This window comes from Actinomadura sp. NBRC 104412, from assembly GCF_030269515.1.
Taxonomy (GTDB): Bacteria; Actinomycetota; Actinomycetes; order Streptosporangiales; family Streptosporangiaceae; genus Spirillospora.
In genome coordinates this window covers 1-24631 of sequence record NZ_BSTM01000022.1, presented here as the reverse complement: position 1 = coordinate 24631, position 24631 = coordinate 1, and the positions used below count along the sequence as shown (strand labels likewise).

Sequence of the window (24631 nt, the reverse complement as noted above, 5' to 3'; positions counted from 1 at the left end):
TTCATGCGCCGAACGCGCGGTCGTCGGAGTAGCCGTAGAAGCCCCGGCCGGTCTTGCGGCCGAGCGTCCCGGCGCTGATCATCGCCTCGACCAGCGGCGGCGGCGCGAACCTCGGGTCCCGCAACTGCTCGTACAGTCGCAGCGACACCGCACGGTGGATGTCCAGGCCGACGATGTCCAGCAGGGTGAACGGTCCCATCGGGTGACGCAGCGCGCCGGTGACGGCCAGGTCGATGGACTCGACGGTGCCCAGCCCCGCCTCCAGCGCGCGGATGCAGTCGTTCTCGAACGGGATGAGGAATCGGTTGACGATGAACCCGGGGGTGTCCTTGGTGCGAACGGTGGTCTTGCCGACCCGCCGCAGGAATGCCTCGCTCGCGGCCACCGCCTCGGGCGCGGTACGCCGACCGGCCGCGACCTCGACCAAGGACATCAGCGGCGCGGGGTTGCAGTAGTGGGTTCCCACGACGCGGCGCGGGTGCTTGGAGCCGGCGGCGATCGCGGTGACCGGAAGCGTCGAGGTGTTGGTGTGGAACAGCGTGGACGGCCGGCAGACGTCGTCCAGCGCGCCGAACGCGCCCGCCTTCGCCGCCGTGTCCTCGACGATCGCCTCCACGACCACGTCCGCGTCCGCCAGGAGCCCGAGGTCGGTGGTGCCGCGCAGCGAGCGCAACGCCGCGTCGCGGGTACGGCTGGGAAGCTTGCCCAAGGAGACGCTTCGATCGAGGAACGCGCGGACCTTCTCGAGACCGCGGGCGAGCGCGCCGTCATCGTTGTCGATCAGGATCACCTCAAGCCCGGCGCGGGCGACGACGGTCGCGATGCCCGAGCCCATCGTGCCGGCGCCCAGGACACCGACCGTCGTGATCGCGGCCGGATCGATGACCGGCTCCATGTTCCCTCCCAGTGCTGTGCTCAGCGGGGTGCTGTGCTCAACGGGCCGTCTGCCCGCCGTCGACGACGAAGGTCTGCCCGGTCACGAAGTCACCGGCCGGGGAGGCCAGCAGGACGATCCAGGCGCCCAGCTCGGCCGGGTCACCGAACCGGCGGGCCGGGATCTGGCGCAGTATCCGTTCCATCGCCGCCTGGTCGGCGCGCAGGTCCGCGTTGAGGTCGGTGGCGAAGTATCCGGGGGCGATCGCGTTGACCTGGACGCCGTACGGCGCCCACTCGACGGCGACCGACCGGGTGAGGCTCACCAGCGCCGCCTTGGAGGCGCTGTAGACGGCGTGCCGGGCCACGCCCTTCATCGCGAAGTGCGACGCGATGTTGATCACTTTGCCGCCGCCCGCCGCGACCATGTGCCGTCCGGCGGCGCGCAGGCAGCGGAACGCGCCGTGCAGGTTGGTGTCGACGACGCGATGCCATTCCTCGTCGGTCGTGTCCAGCACCGGCATGCTCGAGACGACGCCGCTGTTGTTCACCAGGACGTCGAGCCTGCCCAGCTCGCCGACCGCGGCGTCCATCACGGCGGTCACCGCGGCGGTGTCGCGCACGTCCGCGGGCACCGGCAGCGCCCGCCGGCCGAGTGCCCGCACCCGCGCGGCGACCTCGCCGAGCCGGCCGGCGTCGCGGCCGGTGAGCACCACGTCCGCGCCCGCCCCGGCGAGGGCGAGGGCGGCGGCGGCCCCGATCCCGCGGCCGCTTCCGGTGACCACGGCCACCCGCCCGTCCAGCACCCCGGCGGTCATGGCGTCCTGCCTCTCCTCATGACGCCTCCCGCCTCTCGGGGGACGACCCCTCAGACCCCCCGGCAAGAACAGGAGACAGGCGCTTACGGGTGTCGCGGTCGACGAGCAGGCGCTGGACGTTGTTGGTGCCGTCGTAGATCTGGGTGACCACCGCGTCGCGCAGGCGGTGCTCCACGCCGGTGCCGGTCAGGTCGCCGGCGCCGCCGAGCAGCCCGGTCATGGTGTCGGCCACGTGGACACCGAGGTCGGTGCAGGCCAGCTTGAGCATCGCCACCTCCGCGACGAGGTCGGGGGCGTCCGCGCGATCGGCCGCGGCCGCCGTGGCGTACAGCAGGAGGCGGGCGGCGGCGATGGCCGTCCTCAGTTCCGCCAGCGCGAACGCGACCCGCTGCGGCGGCCGGCCGCCCGCGTGGAGCCGGTCCAGGCCGGCGAGGTAGGCGCCGGTGGCGATTCCGACCCCTTGCGCGGCCGCGCTGATGCGTGACTTCACCACCGAGCGCATGGACAGCTCCCAGCCGCCGCCCTCGCGGCCGAGCAGCGCGCCGGCCGGCACCCGGACGCCGTCGAGGAACAGTTCGGCGGTGGTCGAGCCGTGCATGCCGAGCTTGTCCAGCACGCGGCCACGGCGCAGGCCGGGTGCGTCGCCCTCGACGATGAACGCGGTCAGCCCGTCCCGTCCGGCGGCGGGGTCCACGGTCGCGAAGCACACGATCACGTCGGCGCGGTCACCGGTGGTGATGAACGTCTTCGCGCCGTCGAGCAGGTAGCCGGCGCCGTCGCGGTAGGCGACCGTGCGCAGTGCGGCGACGTCCGAACCCGCCTCCGGCTCGGTGATCGCGAGTGACCCGTACCGCTCGCCCGAGCACAGGCTCGGCAGGTATTCGTGCCGTTGCGCCTCGGTGCCGGCCACGAGGATCGGGAAGGCCGCGTGCGTCTGGGTCATGTAGATCAGCGAGGTCGACGCGCACACGGCGGCGATCTCGGCGACCGCCATCGCATAGGCGACCGTGCCGTGGCCGGTGCCGCCGTGCTCGGGCCGGAACAGCAGCCTGGCGAGGCCGGCTCGGGCCAGCGCCTGATAGCTCGGGCCGGCGAACGCGCCCGCGGCGTCGACCTCGGCGGCGCGCGGTGCCACCTCCGAGGCGAGAACGGTCCGCAGCCGCTCGCGCAGTTCCAGCTCGGCCGGTCCCAGCAGGGTGTCGGGGACGTGCTCGTCCAGGTATCTCACGTGGCGCCTCCTTGGAAGCCCGGCCTTCGCCGTTCGCGGAACGCCGCGATGCCTTCCGCGGCGTGGGAGCCGCTGACCGCGATCGCCGCCAGCGCCGCCTCCAGATCGAGTCCCGCGTCACGCGCGCGGCTTGTGGAGGTCGCGGCGAGGATCGCCGCGTTCGCGGCCACGCTGCGCCCGGCGACTTCCGCGGCGACCTCGCGGGCGAGCGAGGCCAGCTCGCCCGCGGGTACCGGGGGCAGCGCGACCAGCCCGAGCTGGTAGGCCCGCTCGGCGCCGATCGGCCTTCCGGTGAGCATGGCGAACCGGGCGGCGTGCGCGCCGATGAGCAGCGGGAGCCGCTGGGTGCCGCCATATCCGGGCATCAGGCCGAGACCGGATTCGGGCAGTGCGAAGCGCGCGTCGTCGGCGGCGAGCAGGAAGTCGCACGCCAGGGCCAGTTCGCAGCCACCGCCGAGCGCGGCCCCGTTGACGGCGCCGATCACCGGGACACCGAGCGCCTCCAGCGCGCGCAGCACCGCCTGGCCGCGGGAGAGCAGGCGGTGGGCCGCTTCGGCGCCGAGCCCGGTGAGCTCGTCGAGGTCGGCGCCCGCGCAGAAGCTGCGCCCCGCGCCGGTCAGGACGACCGCCCGCGCGTCCGGGTCCGCGTCGATCCGCGCGATCGCGCCGGACAGTTCGGCGAACAGGGCGGCGTTGAGCGCGTTGTGCACGTCCGGTCGCGAGAGCCTGAGCGTGTAGACGCCGTCGGCGAAGACGATCTCCAGCGTGCTCATGCGCCACCGCCCGAGGCGGTCCGTGCGCCGGGCACCGGCTCGGCGACGACGCCCTTCAGCAGCAGCCGCTCCAGGTCGTCGGCGGGGACGCCGAGTTCCCCGAGGACTTCCCGCGTATGCTGGCCGGCCCGCGGCACCGTGTCCGGCACGGCGGGTGCCGAGCCGAGCCGCCACGGCGGGCCCACCACCATCACCGGCCCGGTCTCCGCGCCGTTGACCGGAAGCAGCGCCCCCCGGGCCCGTAGGTGCGGGTCGGCGACGACCGAGGACAGCCCGTGGATCGCCGAGGCCGGCACGTTCGCCTCGACCAGCCGGGCGAGCCAGTGCGCCGAGTTCCGGGTCGCGAGCCGGGCGCCGATCGCCTCCACGACCCGGCCGCGGTGCGCGCGCCGGCCGTCGTTGGTGGCCAGCCGCGGGTCGGCGGCGAGTTCGGGCAGGCCGATGGCGGCGCAGAAACGCCTCCAGATCGCATCGTTGCCGATCGCCACGACGATGGCCTCGTCGGCGGTCGGGAACGCCTGGTACACCGACAGCACCGAATCGGTACCCCCGGACGGCCGCGGCTCCGGCTCTCCGGCCAGGTAGCTGGCGATCCGCGGTGCCATCAGCGCGAGGTCGGCGTCCAGCAGCGACGCGTCGACCAGCTCGCCCGCGCCGGTCTCCCGCTGGCGCACCACGGCGGCGCTGATCGCCAGCGCGGCCACCATGCCGGTGACCACGTCCGACACCGCCGTGCCGATCCGCTGCGGTGCCCCGCCGGCCTCTCCGGTCACGCTCATCAGCCCGGACCGGGCCTGCGCGATGAGGTCGTAGCCGCGCAGGGACGCGTCGGGCCCGTCCAGCCCGAACCCCGAGATCGCGCAATACACCAGCCGCGGATACCGGGTCCGTATCGTCTCCGGGGCGAGGTCGAGCCGCCGCAGCGCGGAGCGGCTCATGCTCTCCACGAACACGTCGGCCCGCTCCAGCATCCGGTGGAGCAGCGCTTGGCCCTCGGCCGCCGTGAGGTCCAGCACGACGCTGCGCTTGCCGCGATTGGCCGAGTAGAACCAGGCCGCGTCCTGTCCGGTGAACGGCGGACCCCACCTGCGCGCCTCGTCGCCGCCCGGACGCTCCACCTTGATGACGTCGGCGCCGAGGTCGGCGAGGTACATGGTCGCGGACGGGCCCGCGTAGGACGTCGAGACGTCCACGACCCGCAGGCCGTGCAGGGGGCCCGGTGCACGGCTAGTCACGGCGGGCCTCCTCCAGGACTCCGCCGTGCCGGCCGAGGCCGGGGCTGAGCAGCAGGCCGGGATCGGCGGCCAAGCCGGGACCGACGGGCATCGGCAAGGCGGGCATCCGGTGCTCGCCGTCGGCCACCTCGGCCCGCGTACCGGGGTTCATCGCGGGATCGGCGAGCGCCTCCGGCAGGGTCCGCACCACCGAGCAGCACACGTCCTGGCCGGCGAAGCGGCGCCGCCAATACTCGGCGTCATGGCGGGCGATCCGCTCGGCCACAGCGGCCCGCACACCGGCGGGATCACGGCGGTCGTCCCGTTCGGACTCGCCGAGCCCGATCAGGTCGCAGAAGCGCCGCCAGAACCTCTCCTCCAGCGGCGCGGCGGCCAGATGGCGTCCGTCGGCGGTGCGGTACACCTGGTAGCGCGGGCTGCCGCCGGTGACGAGCTCGCCTCCGGGCACGGGCCAGGCACCGGTCGCGTGGCCCCCGGCCCACGCCCAGTACATGAGCGGGAACAGGTTGGCGCTCATATTGACGTCCAGATGCATGCCGGTGCCGGTGCTCTCCCTGGCGCGCAGGGCCAGCAGGATGTTGAGCACCGCGGGATAGGCACCGCCGGCGAGGTCCGCGACCAGCACCGGCGGCAGCGGTGGCGAGCCGGTGGCGTCCCGGCACAGGTCGAGCATGCCGGTCTCGGCGAGGTAGTTCAGGTCGTGCCCGGCGTCACCGGCCCGCTCGCCCTCCTGGCCGTAGCCGGTGATCGAGCAGTACACCAGCCGCGGATTGACCTCCCGGACGCTCGGGTAGTCCAGCCCCAGCCGGGCCATCACACCGGGCCTGAACTGCTCCACGAGAACATCGGTGTCGCGCAACGCCCCACGCAGCCGCTCTCGCTGCGCCGGGTCCTTGAGATCGATCGCCAGGCTGCGCTTTCCCGCGTTGAGGATCGCGAAGTTGGCGCTCGTCGTGCCGAACCGGGGCGTGTAGGAGCGCATCTCGTCGCCGCCGCCGGGCCGCTCCACCTTGGTGACCTCGGCGCCGGCGGTCGCGAGCAGCAAGGTGGCGAAAGGGCCCGGCAGCAAGGTCGAGAAGTCCAGCACCCGGATCCCGGCGAGCGCGGCGGTGCCCACCCTCATGAGCCGGCCAGGGTGAGGACGTCGCGGACATCGGCCACCTCGTCCAGCTTGCGGACGCGCTCGACAAGGCGTTCCGCGCGGTCCGCGGCGAGCACGCCGCTGGTGATGGCGCGGAATTTCGCGGCGAGGTCGTCCCAGGAAAGGTTGGCCGTACGGGGAAAGGAGTCCACGTACCGTTCGTGCGTGGCGCCGCCGGCCGTGACCGTCACCCGAGCGGCGAACGCTGGCGGCCAGCCCTCCTCGAACGCGCGGTCGATCTCCTCGTCCACCACCAGGTCCACGGTGGACGCGAGCCGGCGCACCTCGGGCGCCTCCAGCACGTCCTTGGTAAGAACGCGCACCAGGTAGGGGTCCGAAAGGAACTCGTCCTGGCGTGCGAGAGCGAACGCGGTCAGGAACGGCACGCTCGCCCGCGCGGCGACCACGGTCGGTGGCGTCGCCACGCCCCCGATGGTGACCCGCCGCGCGCTCTCGACCCGCACCGAGGTGATCTCGTCCGGCCGGATCGTCGCTTCGGCGAGGATCTCCTGGACGGCGTCGAGTGTGGGCGTGGCCATCGCGGCGACGGCACGGGTCTTGGTGCGCAGCCCTCCCGAACCGACCTTCCACCGGCTGCCGAGCCCGTCGATGAGCACTTCGGCGTCGTGCCGCCGGGCCACCGCGCGGTACCAGTCGCGCGGCCACTCGGCGACCCCGGTGATGCCTTGGGCGGCGAGGTCGGCCGCCAGCACTCCGGTCGCGGCGGCATAGCCCTCGAACAGCTCCTTCACGGTCGCGCCGCGGAACGCACCGGCGAGCGTGCTCGGTGTGAGGCAGGCCGCGATGCCCAGCGTCTCGGCCGCGGCATCCGGTTCCAGGCCGAGCAGGCTCGCCGCCGCGGCGGCCGACCCGAGCGGCCCGACGGCGCTCGGCGGATGGTAGCCCTGATCCATCATCCACGCCGTACCGAGTGACAGGCCCGCGCGGATCAGCACCTCGTAGCCGACGACCGCGGCGCGGATCGCGTCGCGGCCGCTGGCGCGCTGCCGCTCGGCCACCGCGAGCACCGCCGGCAGCACCACGTTGCCCGGGTGCACCACAGCGCGGTTGAACGTCTCGGACAACTCGGTGGCGTGCGCGAACGTCCCGTTGAGCAGTGCCGCGTAGTAGGCGCTCGAACACCGGCCGGCGCCGAGCACGGTGGCCTCCCCGGCGGCACGCTGCGCCGTGACGTACCGCTCGAACTCCGCGGCCGACTCCGACCGCGACCCGCACAAGGTCACCCCGAGGAGGTCCAGGATGGATTTCTTGGCGCGCTCCACGATCGCGGGGTCGAGGTCGTCGAAGCCGGTCGTGGCGACGAACTCACCGAGCCGCGTGGAGATCGCCGAGGCGTCCACCGAGCCGCTCATCCGGCCGCTCACCTGGCCGCTCATCCGGCCGCTCATCCGGCCGCTCCCGCGGAGGGCGGGCAGAGCCGTTCGAGCCAGCCCGATGTCATGAGCCGCTCGCGCAGGTACCGCTCGGCATGCTCCGGCAGGGAGGGGGTCGGCGGGCGGACCGGCCCGCCGTGCATCCCGATGATGTCCATCCACATCTTGATCAGCGCGACCGGGTGGGTGGCATGCCGGGTGTCCCACAGCACCCGATAGGTGTCCCGCCATATCTCGCGCAACGGCTCCAGCCCGTGGTACGCCTGCCAGCCCTCGGTACGGCGGCCGGCCCAGAAGAGCTCTGCGTACTCACGGATCGGCTGGTAGGCGGGTGTCTGCATCAGGTACACCGAGGTCGTGCCGAGCAGCACCTGCTGGTCGAGGTACTGGATGGCGGCCGGGAGGTGCTCCTCGAGCGGCTCGCTGACCACGACCCGATCACCGACCCGTTCGGCGACCGCGACCGTGTGCGTGAACTCGTTGACGCCGTTCTTCACCGCGCACACCGCGGGCAGCCGGCTGATCCGCTCGATCGACTCCGGACTGAGCTTGATGCCCGAGTGGTAGGTGTTGTAGAGGATGAACGGGATGTCGGTCTCACCCGCGATGTACTCGAACCATTCGCACGCGGACTCCTGGGACTTGGCGAACTCGTAGGGCGCCCACACCATCACCGCGTCGGCCCCCGCGTCCTGGGCGCGCCGGATCAGCCCGATGGTCTCCGGTGCGCTGTGGTCGGTCGCGTGCACGTAGCACGCCGCCCGTCCGGCGACCGCCTCGACGAACACGTCGATCGAGTGGAGTCGCTCGGCGCGGGACAGGTGCCATGGCTCGGAGAAGCCGAAGCCGATGCCCGATACGCCGATGCCGAGCAAGGTGTCGACATTGCGCGCGACCGCTCCCTCGTCCATGGCCAGCTTGTCGTCGAAGGGGATCATCGGGCTCGTGAAGAACCCGCGCATGGTGTCGCGGGCCCATTCCTTGGCCTCTCTGGCGGATACGCGGGGCATCGTGTCGGCTCCTCGGCTCCTCGGTGGATAGCCGCAGGGTGGCAGACAAAAGAATGATTGTCAATTGTCAGACTGATGCCCTGATCCGTAACTGGCCGACAGTTGTATGATTGCCCCGCCAGGGGCATGTGATCCGGCGATCGGAGATGACGTGACGAAGTTCGCCGCCAAACCGGTGAGCCGGCTACGGCCGCAGATCGAGGAGCAGATCCGCGAGGCCATCGTCAGCGGCCAGCTCAGCGACGGCGACCGGCTGCCGAGCGAATCCGAGCTCGCGCAGCAGTTCGGCGTGGCCCGCAGCACGATCCGCGAGGCACTGCGCTCGCTGGTCGCGGCCGGACTGATCGAGAAGATTCCCGGCGCCACGGGGGGCAGCTTCGTCCGCGAACTCAACCCCGGCCGGTTCGGCAGGCAGCTGGCCGAGGCCATGGACCTGCTCGTCAAGGTCGGCAGCGCGTCCCGCCACGAGCTCACCCAGGTCCGCGAGATGCTCGAGGTACCGTCCTGCCGTCTGGCCGCCGAGCACCGCACCGACGAGGACCTGGCCCGGCTCCACGACATCGTCGAGACCCAGAAGCGCCGCTCGGTCGAGGACGCCGACGTTCCGGACCTGGACATGGACTTCCACGGCGCGATCGCCGCCGCGTCGGGCAACAAGATCCTGCACGCCTTCGTCGAGGCCCTGCACTCGGTCACCCAGCCGGTCCAGCAGATCCGGCTGTCGGCGACGGCCGGGAAGAGGACGGTGCGCCAGCACCTCGATGTGGTCAAGGCCATCGAGCGGCGGGACCCGGAGGCGGCCGAGCAGGCCATCCGCGCCCACCTCGACTATCTCGACCGGCTTGAGGAGCCGGCCACGCGCCGCCGCGCTTCCGCGCGGCGCTCGCCCCGCTCCGGCTGAGCGGATCGGCCGGGCGGATCGGCCGGGCGGCGGGGCGGAGCCCGAGCGAGCGCGAGCCGAAGCAACCGACGCGGCGGCACCGGCCACCAGACGGCGTTTTTGGCGATCCTTCGGTCTGACAGTTGACAGTCGGAAGTTAACCTGATGCACTCCCAGGGCGGCGCCACGCCGCTCCGCGACGGAACGCAGGCGAAGGAGGCAGCAGGTGACGACCATCGTGCGGAACCGCTCCGCGGATGAGTTCTTCCGGCGCAATCCGGCCGATACCGACGACGTGATGGGCCCCTACCCGAAGGCGACCGGCGAGCGGATCGACGCGACGATCGACGCCGCCGCGCGGGCTCAGCGCGCGTGGGCCGCCGTTCCGGCACCTGCGCGCGGCGACCTGATACTGCGCGCCGGAGCGCTGCTCCGCCGGCGGGCCGGCACCATCGCCGCCACCCTGACCCGCGAGGAGGGCAAGACCCTGGCCGAGGCGAAGGCCGAGGTGGAGTACGCGTCCGCCGTGCTGGAGTTCATCGGCGGCGCCGGCCGGTGGCGCGTCGGCGACGCCGCCGAGTCCGCCCAGCCGGGCACGTTCGTCTACACGTGGCGCGAGCCGCTCGGCGTGGTCGCCGCGATCACGCCCTGGAACTTCCCCGTGTCGATCCCCGCCATCAAGATCGCCTCGGCGCTGGTCGCCGGCAACGCCGTCGTGTGGAAGCCGGCGTTGTACACCCCCGCCTCGTCGCTGGCGCTCGCAGAGTGCCTGCGCGACGCCGGTCTGCCCGACGGCGTGCTGGGCCTGGTGTTCGGCGAGGCCGCGGCAGGCGGGCAGATCGCCTCGGATTCCCGGGTACGGGCCGTCTCCTTCACCGGGTCCACCGCGGTCGGCCGTACCCTCGCCGGGCGGCTCGCCGAGCGGGGCGCCCGCGCGCAGCTCGAACTCGGCGGCAAGAACGCCGTGGTCGTGCTCGCCGACGCCGACATCGACCGCGCGGCACGGGAGACCGCGCTCGCCGCGTTCCAGTCCGCCGGGCAGAAATGTACGGCGGCGAGCCGGGTGATCGTGGTGCCCGAGGTCCGGGCCGCCTTCGTCGAGGCGCTGGTCGCGCACACCGAGCGGCTCACCGTCGGCGCCCCCACCGGCCCGGCCACCGTCGTCGGCCCGCTCGTCCACGAATCCGCCGTCGAGCGCCAGCTCACCGAGATCACCCGGGCCACCGCGGCCGGCGCCCGGGTGCTCTCAGGCGGCGAGCGGCCGGACGGCGACCTCGCGCGCGGCCACTACCTCATGCCGACGGTGCTGGACCGGGTCGCCCCGGATTCGCCGCTCGCGCGCACCGAGCTGTTCGGCCCGGTGCTCGGGGTGTTCGGCGCCGACGACCTCGACGACGCGCTGCGCATCGTCAACGGCACCGACTACGGCCTCGCCGCGGCCGTCTACACACGCGACCTCACCTCCGCCTTCGCCTTCGCCGCCGGGTGCGCCGCCGGCAAGGTCAAGATCAACAGCTCTCCCACCGGCGGCGACCTCCACGTGCCCTTCGGCGGCTGGAAGGACTCCGGCGCCGGCCCCAAGGAGCTCGGCAGATCCGCCGTCGACTTCTTCAGCGAGGAGAAGACCGTGTACGTCAACCACGCGGGCGGGCCGGCATGACCGGGGCCGGTACGACCGGTGCGGGCACCGGCGTCGGGATCATCGGGCTCGGCGTGATGGGCGGCCGCATCGCCCGCCACTTCCTCGTCCCCGAGATCACGCTGTCGGTGTACGACGTGCTTCCCGACCGGCGGGCTGAACTGGCCGCCGAGGGCGCGCACGACGCGGCCTCGCCCGCCGACGTCGCCGCCCGCTGCGACGTCGTGCTGACCAGCCTGCCGACCGCCGCCCAGGTCGAGGCCGTGCTGTTCGGGCGGGACGGCCTCGCAAGCGGCGGCCGCGAGCTCGTCGTGATCGACCTCAGCACGATCGGCCCGGCCGCCGCCCGTGATCTGGCCGAGCGCGCGGCCGCCGCCGGGATCACGTTCCTGGACGCGGCCGTGGCGCAGGGGCACGCACAGGCAGAGGCGGGCACGCTCACCATCCTCGCCGGTGGCGACCGGGACGTGCTCGACCGGTACCGCCCGCTGCTCGACCGCATCGCCAACGCGGTGTTCCACTTCGGGCCGTCCGGTGCCGGGCAGGCGGCGAAGCTGGCCTACAACCTCTCCGGCGTCGTCGCGGTGGCCGGCGCGGCCGAGGGGGTGCGCCTCCTGCGCGGGCTCGGCGGCGATCTCCGCACGTTCCTGGACATGCTCGAGACCGTCGACGCGAACTTCTTCTTCCGGCGCCCGGCACGCGACGCGCTCGCCGGCTCCTTCGAACCCGGCTTCCGTATCCGGCTCGCGCTCAAGGATCTGGACCTCGTGCTCAGCGAGGGCGAGCAGGCCGGGCTCACCCTGCCCGCCGGCGCCGCCACCCGGGAGGTCCTGCTCGCCGCGGTCCAGGTCGGTTTCGGTGACGAGCACACCAGCGCGATGACCAAAGTCCACCGTGTCCCACCCCAACCCTCAGGCGGTAGATCATGACAGACACGACCGCGACCGGCACGACGGCACCCTCGCCCGCGAACAAGGCCAGGCGCAAGGACCTGGTCGCCGCGACCCTCGGCAACTTCCTCGAACACTACGACTTCGTCCTGTTCGCAGTGTTCGCCCCGATCATCTCCACCTCGTTCTTCCCGTCCGATGACCCGACCGCGGCACTGCTCAACACGTTCGCCATCTACGGCGTGGCGTTCGTCGGCCGGCCGCTGGGCGCCGCGCTGTTCGGCCGCTACGGGGACCGCGCCGGCAGGCGCAAGTCATTGTCGGCGGCGGTGCTGCTGATGGTGGTGGCGACCTTGATCATCGGGATCACCCCGTCGTACGACCGGATCGGGGTGTGGGCGGCGGTCGTGCTCTTCACCGCCCGGTTCGTCCAGGGACTGTCCGCCGGCGGGGAGATGGCCGGGTCGGGCTCCTACCTGGTCGAGATGGCGCCACCCCGCCGGCGCGCGCTGTTCTCAAGCTGGCAGAGCACCAGTTCCAGCCTCGGGCAGGTGGCGGCGTCGGGGCTCGGCGCGCTGCTGGCCGCGCTGCTCAGCGACCCGGACATGGACGGCTGGGGCTGGCGGCTCGCGTTCCTGGCGGCCGTACCGCTCGGGTTCATCGGCCTGTACATGCGGCTGAACCTCATGGAGACACCGCGCTTCCAGGCCGTGCTCGCCGAGAACCAGGTGGTCAAGGCACCGATCGCCGAGATACTGCGGCATCACCGGCACGCCCTGCTCGTCGCCATGGGCGTGACGGTGGCCTGGACGATCTCCGCCTACCTGTACCTGGCGTACATGCCGACCTATCTGACCAAGGTCATCGGCCTCGACTTCGGCACCGCGCTGACCATCAACCTGGTCACCGTGGCCGCCTACGTGCCCGCCGTCCCCGCCGCGGCCTGGCTGTCCGATCGGGTCGGCCGGCGGCCCATGATGATCGCCGGATGCCTCGCGACCTTCGCGTTCACCTACCCGGCCCTGCAACTGATGCGCGGTGGCGACATCGGCCTGATCGTGGTGGCCAACCTGGTGCTTCTGCTCTCCTTCGCGACCTTCGCCAGCGTGGCCCCGGCGTCGCTGTCGGAGCTCTTCCCCACCAGGGTCCGCTATAGCGCGGTGGCGGTGTCCTATGCGGTGACGGTCGCCGCGCTCGGCGGCACGGCGCCGTTCATCTCGACGCTGCTGATCGACATGACCGGCACCCCGGTCGCGCCGGCCTTCTACATGATGGCCGGTTCCCTGGTGACGCTCTGCGTGCTTCTGACCGCGTTCCGGGACAGGGCCCACCGGCCGCTGCCGGACGAGCCCGCGGTCACGGCGCGTTAACGGCCGAGGCATCTATTCGACCCGGTTATAGGCACATGTCTTGGACTGGGCCGGTCGCGGGGCGGTGAGATATCGGCAAGGCGTCCGGAACCGTTCTCACTCGGAGGAATCATGGCCGCCACTCTCTCCGCCCCGCACCGCCGGTCCGATCCCGTCCGCACCGCCGTCCTCCTCGGGGAGCTCATCGACGCCAGGTCATGGGAGTCGCTGCTGGAGGTGTTCGCCGACGTCGTCGTGGCCGACACCACGGCGTGGGGCGGCACGCGGCTCCGGCTGCCGTCCTACGCCCTGGCCGCCGGGCTCGGCGAGACGCTCGCCGACCTGACGACCCGCCACGACCCGCTGGCCGCGACCGTCTCAGGCGAACGGACGGTGACGGCGTCGGTCACCATCGGTCCGCGTGGGCGGAGGCCCGGGTGGCGCATGATGACCTGCTACCGCTGCCTGGTCGTGCCCGGCCCGGCCGGCTGGCTCGTGACGGCGGTCGTCGCGGAGCCGTCCGCCGCGGTGCTCAGCCTGGGTTCGTGACCAGCTCGCGGGTCACCTCGGCGTACTTCTCGACCAGCGGGTTGGTGTTGTCGAGCAGCCAGCCGAGCGCGATCCGCAGGGGCTCGATGTCGATGATCGGCAGCCAGACCAGGTCCGGACGGGTGTAGTAGGCGGCCATCGACGCCGGCGAGATGCAGATCGCCGCGCCGGACGCGACATCCTCCAGCAGTTCCTCCACGTTGTCGTTGACGGGACCCCATACCGGCTCGGAGCCGTCACTGCGGGGATTGACGGCCCACCAGTCCACCCATTCCCTCGGCGCCTTCCTGGTCCACGCGATCGGTTCGTCGCGCAGGTCGCGGATCCCGACGGAGTCCCGCTTCGCCAGCGCGTGCCCGGCGGCGAGGCCCACGTAGCGCATCTCGCTCGCCACGACCTCCAGGTGCAGGCCGGTCTCGTCCGCAGGCAGCCAGATGAAGGCGACATCGACCAGCCCCTCGCGCAGAGCGTTCACTTCCCCGCCCCAGATCTGGCCGTGCGCCTCCACGGTGACATCGGGGTACCGCTTGCTGAACACGGCCCGTGACCGGGTGGTCAAGAGCCCGGCGCCCGAGGCCGCGAAGCCGATCCGCAGCACCCGGGCGGCTCGCGCGGCGGCACCGAGCGTCCGCCTGGTGGCGGTCTGCCAGTCGGTGACGATCGCCCGCGCGTGCGGCAACAGCTCCGCGCCGGCGGCCGAGAGCCGGACCGTACGCGAAGTGCGCACGAACAACTCCGTCCCGAGCGTCGTCTCCAGATGGCGGATCTGCTTGGACAGAGCCGGCTGGGACAGGAACAGGCGCTCGGCGGCCTTGGTGAAACTCAGATCTTCGGCGACCGCGAGGAAGTAGCGCAGCAGCCGGGTGTCGACGTCCACATCTCCTCCCGCCATCAGCGGTGAGCGATCTGGTTTATTCTGACCCCTGCGCCGACCTGGAAAAAGACCGAAATGAAGGTTTTGGCGCGTCGCCATGAACCACGGCCCGGGCGGGTTCGGTGCCTCCTCCGGACGGGCCGTAGAGGATCACTGACACCCCTGTCGCGCCGGCACAGCGCGACAGGATCGCGGATGCGCGCGGTGGTCGGCTTCGGGGGGAGGCGGCGAGGCCGACGCCCATAAAGGTGGCCCGCTGTCCAGATCGGGTGCGGCGGGTCGTCGTCCGCGAGACCGGCATCGACGATCACGCGGACACCTCGGTTTCCCGGCTCGGGCGGGATCCGCACCCTGGTGGGTGGCGGGGACGTCGGCCTGACGGCCGATGTGCCGCACCGTCGTTCCTGCTCAGAACGAGGGCACGGACTGGTCGGCGGGGGCGGTGAGGCTGTCGATGAACAGGCGGGTGGCCTGGCGGGTGTCGTCGGACCGCCAGGCCACGGCCAGTTCGGCGGGTGCCAGGCCGGTGACGGGGCGGCACACGACTTCGGGACGGTCGTAGAGCCGGGCGTTGCCCTCCGAGAGAAGCACGATGCCGAGGCCGGACGCCACCGCCTCCAGAGCCTCGTCCGGGCTGCTGGCCTCGGCGCCGATGCGCGGCGGGTCGTTGTGGCGGGCGTCGGCGGCGAGCCAGAAGTCGCGCAGCGGTCCGGCCGCGGCGGGCAGGGCGATGAACGGCTCGTCCAGCAGCTCGGCGAAGGGGATCTCGGACCGGTCGGCCAGCGGATGGTCATCGGGCAGCGCTACCCAGCGCTGCTCGGTGACCAGGGTGCGGGTGGTGGTGCCGCTGAGCGGGATGGGCAGCCAGACGAAGGCCACGTCGCTGCTCGCGTCCGCCAGCCCTGCGGTGGGGTCCTCCCAGCCGACGAGGCGCAGCGACACCGTCCAGTCGGGGGCGGCCTCGCGGAACCGGCGGAGCGCGCGGCGTTGCAGTTCGCGGCCGACCGCCGTCTGCATGCCCACGACCAGCGTGTGCGGGCCGCCGAGCGCGCGGGCCTGCGCGTACGTCCGGTCCCAGGTCCGCAGAATCTTGCGCACCGCCGGGAGCAGCGCGGCGCCTTGGGTGGTCAGCGCGATCTCCCGGCCGCGGCGTTCGAACAGGTCGAACCCCAGCCGGCTCTCCAGCGCCCGGATCTGCTTGGACAACGCGGGCTGGGAGACGAACAGGCCGGCCGCCGCGCGGGTGAAGTTCAGCTCGTCGGCGATCGCGGCGAAGTACCGCAGCTCCCGGAGATGGGCGTCCATAACCACTGGTTATACAGAAAGGTCTTGGACGTCGCGAGCCACCCGCAGCGAAAGTAGGGCGCATCCCTCGCTAAGGAGCGATTCATGAGCAAGCTTCCCGTCCGCACGCTGGGACGGCTCGACGTGTCCGCCATCGGCTTCGGCGCGATGGTGCTCTCCCCGGGGGTGTACGGGGAGGTCGACGACGACCGGGCGCTCGCCGCCCTGCGCTACGCCGTCGACAATGGCGCCACCTTCGTCGACACCAGCGATGGCTACGGCGACGATGGCCACAACGAGCGGCTGGTCGGCAGGGCGCTCAAGGGACGCCGTGACACGGTCGTGGTCGCCACCAAGTTCGGGCTTCGCGTGCCCGAGGGAGCCGAGGCGCACCGGTTCCCGGTCGGCTTCGAGTTCGGCGAGCTGGCCGTCAACGCCGAACCCCGGTACGTCCGCGGCTACGCCGAGGCGAGCCTGCGCAACCTGGGCACCGATGTCATCGACCTGTACTACCCGCACTTCCCGGACCCGCGGGTGCCGATCGAGGACACCGCGGGCGCGGTCGCCGAACTCGTGGACGACGGCCTCGTCCGCTGGTTCGGCCTGTCCAACGTCACCGCGGACCAGCTCCGCCGCGCGCACGCCGTGCACCCGGTGCAGGCCGTACAGACGGAGTGGTCGATGTGGCGCCCGGCCGATCCCAAGCTGCTGGCCACCGCCCGCGAGCTGGGCGTGGGCATCGTCTCCTGGAGCCCGCTGGGCGCGGGGTTCCTGACCGGGAACGTCCGAGAAGTGTCCGACGGCGATTTCCGCCGGAACAACCCGAGATTCAGCCAGGCCAATCTCGCCGTCAACAACCGCGCCTACGCGTCGATACGCGGCATCGCCGCCGATCTCAGCATCACCCCGGGCCAGCTCGCGCTCGCGTGGCTCCTCCATCAAGGCCCGGATGTGGTGCCGATTCCCGGCAGCCGCACCCCTGCGCATATAGACGAGAACCTCCAGGCCGCCCACATCGGGCTGCACCCCGACACCCTCGAACGCGTGAACGCCGTCTTGAGCAACATTCAGCCCGCCGGCGGCACCCTCCTCCAAGACGAGCCCAGCAGATGATTTGGCGTGTGGGCGCCGTGACGATGACGACATGCCCGCTTGCCGGCCTGATCGGGGCACGGTCGCCCACCGCTCGGTCCTCTCCGCCTCGATGAGAGGACCAGGCGCCTTCGTTCCCAGGCCCGGCCCGGTCGGCACGGGATCAGTGGGCGTCGCGGAAGCGGTCGGTGGCCTCTATGAGCAGGTGGCGGATGCCCGGCTCGGAGCCGCCGTGGCCCGCGTCCTCGACGATGTGGAAGTCGGCCTCGGGCCAGGCTTGGTGCAGGTCCCATGCCTGGTCAGGGGGCGTCTTGATGTCATAGCGACCGTTCACGATGACGGCCGGGACATGCCGGATGCGCTCGACTTTCGCCAGGATCCCTCTCTCGGGGAGAAAGCATCCGTTGCTGATGTAGTGGTGTCCGATGCGGGCGAACGCCAGCGTTGTGGCGTCGTCGAGCTCGGGCGGTGGCACAGGCAGCAGGGTGTTGGCGGACAACTCCCATCCCAGCCAGGCACGGGCGGCGGGCAGGTGGACCCTGGGGTCGGGGTCGGTGATGCGGCGTCCGTAGGCGGCGAGGAGGTCGTCCTGTTCGGCGGCGGGGATCGCTTCACGGAAAGCCGCCCATTCGGCAGGGAAAAGGTGTGCGGCCCCTGCCGGGGTGAACGCCCATGACTCGTCCGATGGCCGCACCAGCCACACGCCACGCAAGACCAGTTCCGTTACGCGGTCGGGGTGGGTCTGCGCGTAGACCAGGCCCAGGGTCGTACCCCAGCTTCCGCCGAAGACCAGCCAACGCTCGATTCCCAAGTGCTCGCGTAGCCTTTCGATGTCGCCGACCAGGTGCGGTGTTGTGTTGTGCTCCAGCGGCACTCGCGGGTCACCGGCGTAAGGAACGCTGCGGCCGCAATTACGCTGGTCGAACAGCACGATACGGTAGGCGCGCGGATCAAAGAACCGTCTATTGTCCGGAAGCAGCCCGCCGCCGGGACCACCGTGCAGGAACAGTGCGGGCTTCCCTTCGAGATTTCCGCACACTTCCCAGTAGATCTCGTTGCCATCGCCGACCGGAAGCAGGCCGGAATCGTACGGTTCAATCGGCGGATAGAGTTCCCGCATGACCATGGAACCCTTTCTATCCTATATCGATGCGTATTGGTAGGCGGGTTGTCGTCCTCCGTGTGGACGGATCCTCAGCTTCCTCTCAGCTTCGGTCGGGCAATGTGGGCTGGGAGCAAGGAGGTTTTCATGCGGATACTGGTCGTCGACGACGAGCGGCGGATGGCCGTGGCGATCGCCCGTGGATTGAAGGCCGAGGGCTTCAGCGTAGAACTCGCCTTCGACGGTGACGACGGCCTGCACCGTGCCCGCGAGGGCGACTTCGACGCGATCGTGCTGGACATCCTGTTGCCGAAGGTCAACGGTTACGAGGTTTGCCGGCGTTTGCGCGCGGAGGGCTTGACCGTGCCGATTCTGATGCTGTCGGCCAAGGACGGAGAGTACGACCAGGCCGACGGACTGGACCTTGGTGCGGACGATTATCTGACCAAGCCGTTCTCCTATGTTGTGTTGGTCGCCAGGTTGCGGGCCCTGATGCGCAGAGGGACGTTGGCGCATCCGGTGGTGCTCCAGGCGGGCGATCTGCGCATGGATCCGGCCCGGCACGAGGTGACCCGGGCGGGTACCCCGATCGCATTGACTCCGCGGGAGTTCGCGCTTCTGGAGTTCTTACTCAGGCGCCGCGGCGAGGTCGTGTCGAAGAGGGAGATCCTGCGTCATGTATGGGACGCCCATTATGAGGGTGAGCCGAATGTGGTGGAGGTGTACATCGGTTATCTCCGCCGTAAGATCGATGCTCCGTTCGCCCGTAACGCGGTGCAGACGGTGCGTGGCGTCGGGTATCGGCTGGCCTCCGATGGCGGATGAGCGCCGTGGGTGGCGGCGGCGATGGTGGCGGCGGCGACGCCTCCGGACCCGCCTGACGTTATTGGCCGTCGCGGCGATGACGGTGGCGTTGGGGCTTGGTGGCGTCCTGTCGTTGCGGGCCACTGACCGGGCCGCGACGTCCAGCGTCGAAGACCTCGTCCATCGCAGGGCCCGCACCGTGGCGGCCTGGGTCATGGCGGTCGGGATAAAAGGAGTGTCCTGGGCTCCCTACGGTTACCAGATGACCCAGGTCATGGCCGCAGACGGGCGGACGGTCGTCGCATCGGCGGGCATGGAGGGGCCGGCCATGCTGGATGCCGAGCAAATCGGACTCGCCAAAGAGCACAAGACGGTCTTCACCATCCGCTTGGCCGATGGGACGGAGGCGGCTGCCGGTGGTGTCGGTATCAACCTTGACGGCAAACCCCTGACGGTTCTCGTGGCCGTTCCCTTGGAAGACCGGCTGCGCAGTTACGAGACGACCCGCCAGATCCTGCTGGTGGGCCTGCCCATGTTGGTCGTGCTGTTCGGTGGCGTGGTGTGGGTCGTCACCGGGTCCGCGTTGCGGCCGGTCGCCGCGTTGCGGCAGGCGGCCCAGGACATGGCCGACAGCGCTCAGGGCAGGCGGTTGCCGGTGCCGGACGCGCGGGATGAGATCCACGATCTCGCGGTGACGCTCAACGGCATGCTCGACCGGCTGGCGGAGGCCGCCCTTCGCCAGCGTTCGTTCACCGCCGATGCCGCACATGAACTGCGCAGCCCGCTGGCCAGTGCCCGTGCCCAATTGGAGGTGGCACTGACCTATCCGTCCGGAGTGGACTGGGTCGAGACCGCCCGCGGCATCTCCGCGGATATGGAACGGCTCACCAGGCTGAGCGAAGATCTTCTGGCGCTGGCGCGGTTGGACGGCATGACCGGTCGCCCGGACCCGGGCGGGCCCGCCGACCTCGGCGTGCTCGCCGGCACGATAGCGGAGCGTTTCCACGCCGCCCGCGTCCCCGTGAACGTCGTCGTGCAGGACGCGCGGGATCGGCCGTGCGCCGTTCTCGCGGCGGCCGCGCCTCATGACGTCGACCGGGTGCTGACCAACCTGGTGGCCAACGCGACACGGCATGCCGCCGGCGCGGTGGTCATCGCCGTGGCGGCCGTGGACGGGGAGGCCGTCCTGACCGTGACCGACGACGGCCCCGGGATTCCCGCGCAGGACCGCGAGCGGGTCCTCGAACGGTTCACGCGCCTGGACGACGCACGCGACACCGACGCCGGTGGGGCAGGACTCGGCCTGGCGATCGTCGCCGAGACGGTACGGCATTACCTGGGCACGCTCACGCTGGAGGACGCCGACCCCGGCCTGCGCGTGAGCGTGCGGCTTCCGTCCGCCACCGAGGATTACTGAGAGGTCTCTCAGCGGCTCTCAGCGTCATCACAGCACGTCTCCTCAACACTGGCCGCACCGGTTGGAAGAGCATCCCGAACCCGTGCCGGTCAGGCCGGTACCGGCACGGAACCTAAGTGCGAGGAGGCACGATCATGCGGAAGACGAGCCGAGGCGCGCGGACGCGGGCGCCCGGCCTTGCGGCCGGACTCGCGCTGACAGCCTTGCTCACCGTGTCGGCGGCCTGCGGATCCACATCCGACAACGGAAGCCCGAAGCCCGGTGACGCCGTAGCGACCGACCCCGCCGAACGCCGGGTCCAGCTGGCCCGCTGCCTACGCGATAACGGTGTGCAGGTCTCCGACCCCAAAACGCGGCAGGACCTCATGCAGGACCTGGGCGAGGCCAGGAAAGCCAACGGCCAGAAGGTGAGGAAGGCCATCCAGGCATGCCAGCGGTATCTCGGCGGGGAGGTACAGAACCTGCTGACCACCTCGGAAGGGCAGGACGCGCTGGTGAGGTGGGCGCAATGCATGAGGCAGAACGAAATCAACGTGCCTGATCCGACCAATGGCATGCCGAACCTGCGTGGTATCGACACGAACTCACCCGCGTTCGCCAAGGCGAACAAAGAGTGCTCGAAGCACCTCCCTGGAATGGGCGGCTCATGAACCGCCTGTATGTGGCCATCGGAGTGCTCGTACTCACCTTGGCCATCGTGGCCAGCATCACGGCGGTGACCGTGCGCGACGACGGTGGGCAGAACACAAGCGAGGCGGCGTTCACCCGCACGGCCCGGGTGACCCGCGGCGACCTCGTCGATACCGAGACCGTGGACGGCACGCTGGGATACGGCGACGAGAAAAGTTTGATCAACGGGGCGTCCGGAAAGGTGACCTGGACGCGCGAGGACGGATCGACCGTCTCGCGCGGCCAGACCCTCTACGCGGTGAACGACGACCCGGTCACCCTGATGTACGGCTCGGTGCCGATGTATCGCGCCCTGTCGGTCGGCGTGAGCGAGGGCAGGGACGTGGAACAACTGGAGGCCAACCTGAAGGCCCTCGGCCATGGCGACGACCTCACCGTCGACGACGACTTCACGACGGCGACCGCCGACGCCGTCAAGGCATGGCAGGACGACCGCGGACTGCCCGTCACCGGACGGGTGGACCCCAAGCAGATCATCTTTTTCCCCGAGGCGGTGCGCATCACCTCCACCAAGATCTTCACCGGCGCCGCCGCCAGACCCGGCTCGGTGATCTTGACGGTCACCGGGACCAAGCGGCAGGTCAGCGTGAATCTCGACACCTCCGAGCAGCAGTTCGCCCGTCAAGGCGCGAAGGTGAACGTCCAACTTCCCGACGGGACCACCGTGCCGGGCAAGATCGCGAAGGTCGGCACCGTCGCCACGGTCCAGAAGCAGTCCGGCACCCCCGACGGGCAGCCCCCCGAATCCACCATCGCGGTCGACATCACCCTGGACGACCCCCGCAAGGCCGGGGCCCTCGACCGGGCGCCGGTCAGTGTCGAGATGGAGAGCACCCGCCACGAGAACGTCCTGTCCGTGCCGGTCGAGGCGCTGATCGCCCTGCGCGACGGGGGCTATGGGCTCCAACTGGTCCAAGGGACGACGGTACGCCTCACCCCGGTCAAGACCGGACTGTTCGCTCAGGGGCGCGTGGAGATCTCCGGAGCCGGAGTCGCCGAGGGCACGATCGTGGGGGTGCCGTCGAAATGAGGCATCGGCGCACCAGGACAAGGCCGGAGAGCCCGCCGACCGGCCCCGTTCCCGTGGTGGAGCTGGAGAAGGTCAGCAAGGAGTATCCCGGCGGCGTGACGGCGCTGAAGGAGGTATCGATGCGCGTGGACGAGGGAGAGCTCGTCGCGATCGTCGGACCGTCCGGATCGGGCAAGTCCACCCTCCTCCACATGATCGGGACACTGGACCGTCCCACGTCCGGCGGCGTTCGCATCGCCGGGTACGAGGTGGGCGCGCTCACCGACCGCGAGCTCTCCGCGCTCCGGGCCCGCCTGATCGGATTCGTGTTCCAGCAGTTCCATCTCACCGACGGAATGAACGCGCTCGACAATGTCGCGGAGGGCCTGCTGTACAACGGCCTGGGGCTGAAGGCCCGCCGTGAGCGGGCCGCCGCCGCCCTCGAAAGGGTGGGCCTCGGTCACCGGCTCGACCACCGGCCGGCCGAGCTCTCCGGCGGGGAGCGGCAACGGGTTGCGGTGGCCCGGGCCGTCGTCGGCGAACCCAGCGTGCTGCTCGCGGACGAGCCGACCGGCAACCTCGACACCGTCGCCGGCGCCGGCGTCATGGCTCTGCTCAGGGAACTCAACCGGACCGGGACCACCGTACTGATCATCACCCACGACGACGACATCGCGGCCACCGCGCCGCGCCGCATACGCGTGCGGGACGGACGCATCATCGCCGACGACGTCCCGTCCCCCGCGGGTCTGACGGACAGGGGTGCCTCATGAACCTCACACCCGCGCGCCTCAGCCCCCGGGACGTCCTGCGGGTGGGGGCGACGGGCCTGCGTACCCGTTCGACCCGGGCCATCCTGTCCGCGCTGGGGATAGCGATCGGCATCGCCACCATGATCGGCGTGGTGGGCATCTCCGAGTCCAACAAGGCCGACCTGCTCGCGCAACTCGACCGGCTCGGCACCAACATGCTGACCGCCTCGGCGGGGGACTCGCTGCTCGGCGAGGCGGCCCGCCTGCCCGAGAACGCCGTCGAGCGGACGCGGACGATCGAGGCCGTCCAGAGCGTCTCGGCGACCGCCGACCTCGACGCCACCGTCCGCCGCACCGACCTGATCCCCCCCGAGGAGACCAGCGGCATCTCCGTACGCGCGGCGACCGGCGACCTCCTGGACACCCTCGACGTCGAGGTCACGCGGGGAACGTGGCTGAGCGGCGCCACCTCCCGTTACCCCGCCGTCGTCCTCGGCTCCGTCGCCGCCGACCGTCTCGGCGTCTACCAGCCGGGCACGCCGGTGTGGATCGGCAACCGATGGTTCATCGTCGTCGGCGTCCTCGGCGAGGCACCCCTGGCCACCGAGATCGAACGCTCCGCGCTCGTCGGCTGGGACACGGCCAAGTCCTACCTCGGCTTCGACGGCTCCCCCACCACCGTCTACGAGCGCTCCACACAGGAGTCCGTCGAGGACGTCCGTCTCGTCCTCGCCCGTACCATCGACCCCGAGAACGCCGATCAGGTGACCGTCAGCCAGCCCTCGGACGCCCTCGAAGCCCGGGCGGCCGCCGAAGGCAGCTTCACCAGCCTCTTCCTCGGGCTCGGCGCCATCGCCCTTCTCGTCGGAGGAGTCGGCGTGGCCAACACCATGATCATCACAGTCCTCGAACGACGCCGGGAGATCGGGCTGCGCCGCTCCCTGGGCGCCACCCAGGCCCACATACGCACCCAGTTCCTCACCGAATCGCTCATCCTCGCGCTGATCGGGGGACTCGGCGGCTGCGTCCTCGGTATCGCGATCACACTCGGCTACGCCACCGTCCAAGAACTGCCCTTCGCCCTCACCTGGTGGGCCTTCGCCGGCGCCATGGCCGCGACACTGCTCGTCGGCTCCATCGCAGGTCTGTACCCAGCGATCCGAGCCGCACGAGTCCCACCCACCGTGGCCTTGAGAACGGCTTGATGACCGCCAGACAATGTCGACGACAACCTCCCGTGGCGGAGCTCGGCTCGCGTCTTGGTCATGTCAGAACGGAGCCGGGGAAGTCGCGCCCGGCACAACACGCGAGAGAGTGGTCGTCACCAAGCGCTCCGGCCGCGCCCACCCCGAGACGTCCTCATCAGAGAATTCGTGGGGTCCTCGCCGGATTTGACCACGGGAAGGGTGAAGGGAGCGTGCGCAACAGCGCGGTATTCGACGCCAAGCTCAACGAGCACCGCGTTCAACGACGCAGCAGCAGACATGATGGATGACGACACGGGCTTTCGCTGCGTGACGCCCGCCGACAAAACGCTCCCTGCTCAGCGTGAGAGACCGCCAGCCAGGCAATCCCTAATCAAGGGCGCCCGCTTCGCGGTCGCCAGGTCGGCCGCCCCGACAGCAGCAAAGCTCGGAATGCCGTTCAGAAAGCACCACCACGGCGACGAGCCCAAGCTCTGTCTCGGCAGACCGAGGCAGGGTGTCGGTGGCGGCTGAAGAATGACCCCCTGTGGACGCGCGAACCTTGACCCCCTTCATCCTCTGGAGGGTGATCAAGGTGGAGGACTGGGCAGAGATCCGTCGGCTGTATCGGGCTGAGGGGATGC

23 protein-coding genes are annotated in these 24631 nt (G+C 71.0%); 12 read left to right on the top strand and 11 right to left on the bottom strand.

What is annotated here, in order from left to right:
• Position 1: 1 nt before the first annotated feature.
• The 8 genes from QSK21_RS24665 to QSK21_RS24630 are packed head-to-tail and all read right to left on the bottom strand — an operon-like array spanning position 2 to position 8472.
• Positions 2-895 (bottom strand): 3-hydroxyacyl-CoA dehydrogenase family protein, encoded by an 894-nt coding sequence (locus QSK21_RS24665; RefSeq protein ID WP_285699273.1) that lies wholly within the window; start codon positions 893-895, stop codon positions 2-4.
• Between the two features lie 37 nt (positions 896-932).
• Complete coding sequence (locus tag QSK21_RS24660) at positions 933-1691, bottom strand: SDR family NAD(P)-dependent oxidoreductase (protein WP_285699272.1); 759 nt, start codon at positions 1689-1691, stop codon at positions 933-935.
• 16 nt (positions 1692-1707) lie between these two features.
• Positions 1708-2919: an acyl-CoA dehydrogenase family protein gene (locus tag QSK21_RS24655; protein ID WP_285699271.1), complete on the bottom strand. Its 1212-nt coding sequence runs from the start codon at positions 2917-2919 to the stop codon at positions 1708-1710.
• The gene (locus tag QSK21_RS24650) at positions 2916-3692 is read right to left on the bottom strand and encodes an enoyl-CoA hydratase/isomerase family protein (protein ID WP_285699270.1); all 777 of its coding nucleotides are present in this window, start codon (positions 3690-3692) and stop codon (positions 2916-2918) included. Before QSK21_RS24650 ends, QSK21_RS24655 begins: the two co-directional genes overlap by 4 nt.
• Entirely contained in the window at positions 3689-4927 is a 1239-nt protein-coding gene (locus QSK21_RS24645; RefSeq protein WP_285699269.1) for a CaiB/BaiF CoA transferase family protein, read from the bottom strand. Before QSK21_RS24645 ends, QSK21_RS24650 begins: the two co-directional genes overlap by 4 nt.
• On the bottom strand, positions 4920-6050 hold the full coding sequence (locus QSK21_RS24640; RefSeq protein WP_285699268.1) for a CaiB/BaiF CoA transferase family protein: 1131 nt from the start codon (positions 6048-6050) through the stop codon (positions 4920-4922). The genes QSK21_RS24645 and QSK21_RS24640 overlap by 8 nt, the downstream gene beginning before the upstream one ends.
• Complete coding sequence (locus QSK21_RS24635) at positions 6047-7477, bottom strand: MmgE/PrpD family protein (RefSeq protein ID WP_285699267.1); 1431 nt, start codon at positions 7475-7477, stop codon at positions 6047-6049. The genes QSK21_RS24640 and QSK21_RS24635 overlap by 4 nt, the downstream gene beginning before the upstream one ends.
• The gene (locus tag QSK21_RS24630; RefSeq protein WP_285699266.1) at positions 7474-8472 is read right to left on the bottom strand and encodes a dihydrodipicolinate synthase family protein; all 999 of its coding nucleotides are present in this window, start codon (positions 8470-8472) and stop codon (positions 7474-7476) included. The genes QSK21_RS24635 and QSK21_RS24630 overlap by 4 nt, the downstream gene beginning before the upstream one ends.
• A 151-nt stretch (positions 8473-8623) precedes the next feature.
• Here QSK21_RS24630 and QSK21_RS24625 point away from each other — a divergent pair, with 151 nt between their 5' ends.
• The 5 genes from QSK21_RS24625 to QSK21_RS24605 all read left to right on the top strand — a co-directional run bounded on the left by QSK21_RS24625 (position 8624) and on the right by QSK21_RS24605 (position 13779).
• Entirely contained in the window at positions 8624-9373 is a 750-nt protein-coding gene (locus tag QSK21_RS24625; protein WP_285699265.1) for a FadR/GntR family transcriptional regulator, read from the top strand.
• A 205-nt stretch (positions 9374-9578) separates the two neighbouring features.
• The gene (locus QSK21_RS24620; protein ID WP_285699264.1) at positions 9579-11012 is read left to right on the top strand and encodes an aldehyde dehydrogenase family protein; all 1434 of its coding nucleotides are present in this window, start codon (positions 9579-9581) and stop codon (positions 11010-11012) included.
• Positions 11009-11920 carry an NAD(P)-dependent oxidoreductase gene (locus QSK21_RS24615; protein ID WP_285699263.1) on the top strand — a complete coding sequence of 304 codons (912 nt, stop codon included), beginning with the start codon at positions 11009-11011 and terminating at the stop codon, positions 11918-11920. The genes QSK21_RS24620 and QSK21_RS24615 overlap by 4 nt, the downstream gene beginning before the upstream one ends.
• Positions 11917-13251, top strand: coding sequence for an MFS transporter (locus QSK21_RS24610; protein ID WP_285699262.1), 1335 nt, complete (start codon positions 11917-11919; stop codon positions 13249-13251). The genes QSK21_RS24615 and QSK21_RS24610 overlap by 4 nt, the downstream gene beginning before the upstream one ends.
• Before the next feature lie 111 nt (positions 13252-13362).
• Complete coding sequence (locus QSK21_RS24605; RefSeq protein WP_285699261.1) at positions 13363-13779, top strand: hypothetical protein; 417 nt, start codon at positions 13363-13365, stop codon at positions 13777-13779.
• On the opposite strand, the gene QSK21_RS24600 is transcribed toward QSK21_RS24605, so the two are convergent.
• Positions 13763-14656: a LysR family transcriptional regulator gene (locus tag QSK21_RS24600; RefSeq protein WP_285699260.1), complete on the bottom strand. Its 894-nt coding sequence runs from the start codon at positions 14654-14656 to the stop codon at positions 13763-13765. The genes QSK21_RS24605 and QSK21_RS24600 overlap by 17 nt on opposite strands.
• A gap of 405 nt (positions 14657-15061) precedes the next feature.
• Complete coding sequence (locus QSK21_RS24595; protein ID WP_285699259.1) at positions 15062-15958, bottom strand: LysR family transcriptional regulator; 897 nt, start codon at positions 15956-15958, stop codon at positions 15062-15064.
• Positions 15959-16042: 84 nt separating this feature from the next.
• Between QSK21_RS24595 and QSK21_RS24590 the strand changes: the two genes are divergently transcribed.
• On the top strand, positions 16043-17050 hold the full coding sequence (locus QSK21_RS24590) for an aldo/keto reductase (RefSeq protein ID WP_285699258.1): 1008 nt from the start codon (positions 16043-16045) through the stop codon (positions 17048-17050).
• Positions 17051-17192: 142 nt separating this feature from the next.
• Here the strand turns inward: QSK21_RS24590 and pip are convergent, their stop codons facing one another.
• A complete protein-coding gene (gene pip, locus QSK21_RS24585) occupies positions 17193-18155 on the bottom strand; it encodes a prolyl aminopeptidase (RefSeq protein ID WP_285699257.1) in 963 nt (320 codons plus the stop codon).
• Positions 18156-18278: 123 nt separating this feature from the next.
• On the opposite strand from pip, the gene QSK21_RS24580 reads away from it, so the two are divergent.
• The 6 genes from QSK21_RS24580 (at position 18279) to QSK21_RS24555 (ending at position 24008) form a co-directional block, all read left to right on the top strand.
• Entirely contained in the window at positions 18279-18956 is a 678-nt protein-coding gene (locus QSK21_RS24580) for a response regulator transcription factor (protein WP_285699256.1), read from the top strand.
• Between the two features lie 61 nt (positions 18957-19017).
• The gene (locus QSK21_RS24575; protein WP_285699255.1) at positions 19018-20352 is read left to right on the top strand and encodes a sensor histidine kinase; all 1335 of its coding nucleotides are present in this window, start codon (positions 19018-19020) and stop codon (positions 20350-20352) included.
• A 134-nt stretch (positions 20353-20486) separates the two neighbouring features.
• Positions 20487-21002 carry a hypothetical protein gene (locus QSK21_RS24570; protein ID WP_285699254.1) on the top strand — a complete coding sequence of 172 codons (516 nt, stop codon included), beginning with the start codon at positions 20487-20489 and terminating at the stop codon, positions 21000-21002.
• Positions 20999-22072 (top strand): peptidoglycan-binding protein, encoded by a 1074-nt coding sequence (locus QSK21_RS24565; protein WP_285699253.1) that lies wholly within the window; start codon positions 20999-21001, stop codon positions 22070-22072. The genes QSK21_RS24570 and QSK21_RS24565 overlap by 4 nt, the downstream gene beginning before the upstream one ends.
• Complete coding sequence (locus tag QSK21_RS24560; protein WP_285699252.1) at positions 22069-22824, top strand: ABC transporter ATP-binding protein; 756 nt, start codon at positions 22069-22071, stop codon at positions 22822-22824. Before QSK21_RS24565 ends, QSK21_RS24560 begins: the two co-directional genes overlap by 4 nt.
• Complete coding sequence (locus QSK21_RS24555) at positions 22821-24008, top strand: ABC transporter permease (protein ID WP_285699251.1); 1188 nt, start codon at positions 22821-22823, stop codon at positions 24006-24008. Before QSK21_RS24560 ends, QSK21_RS24555 begins: the two co-directional genes overlap by 4 nt.
• Positions 24009-24631 lie beyond the last annotated feature (623 nt).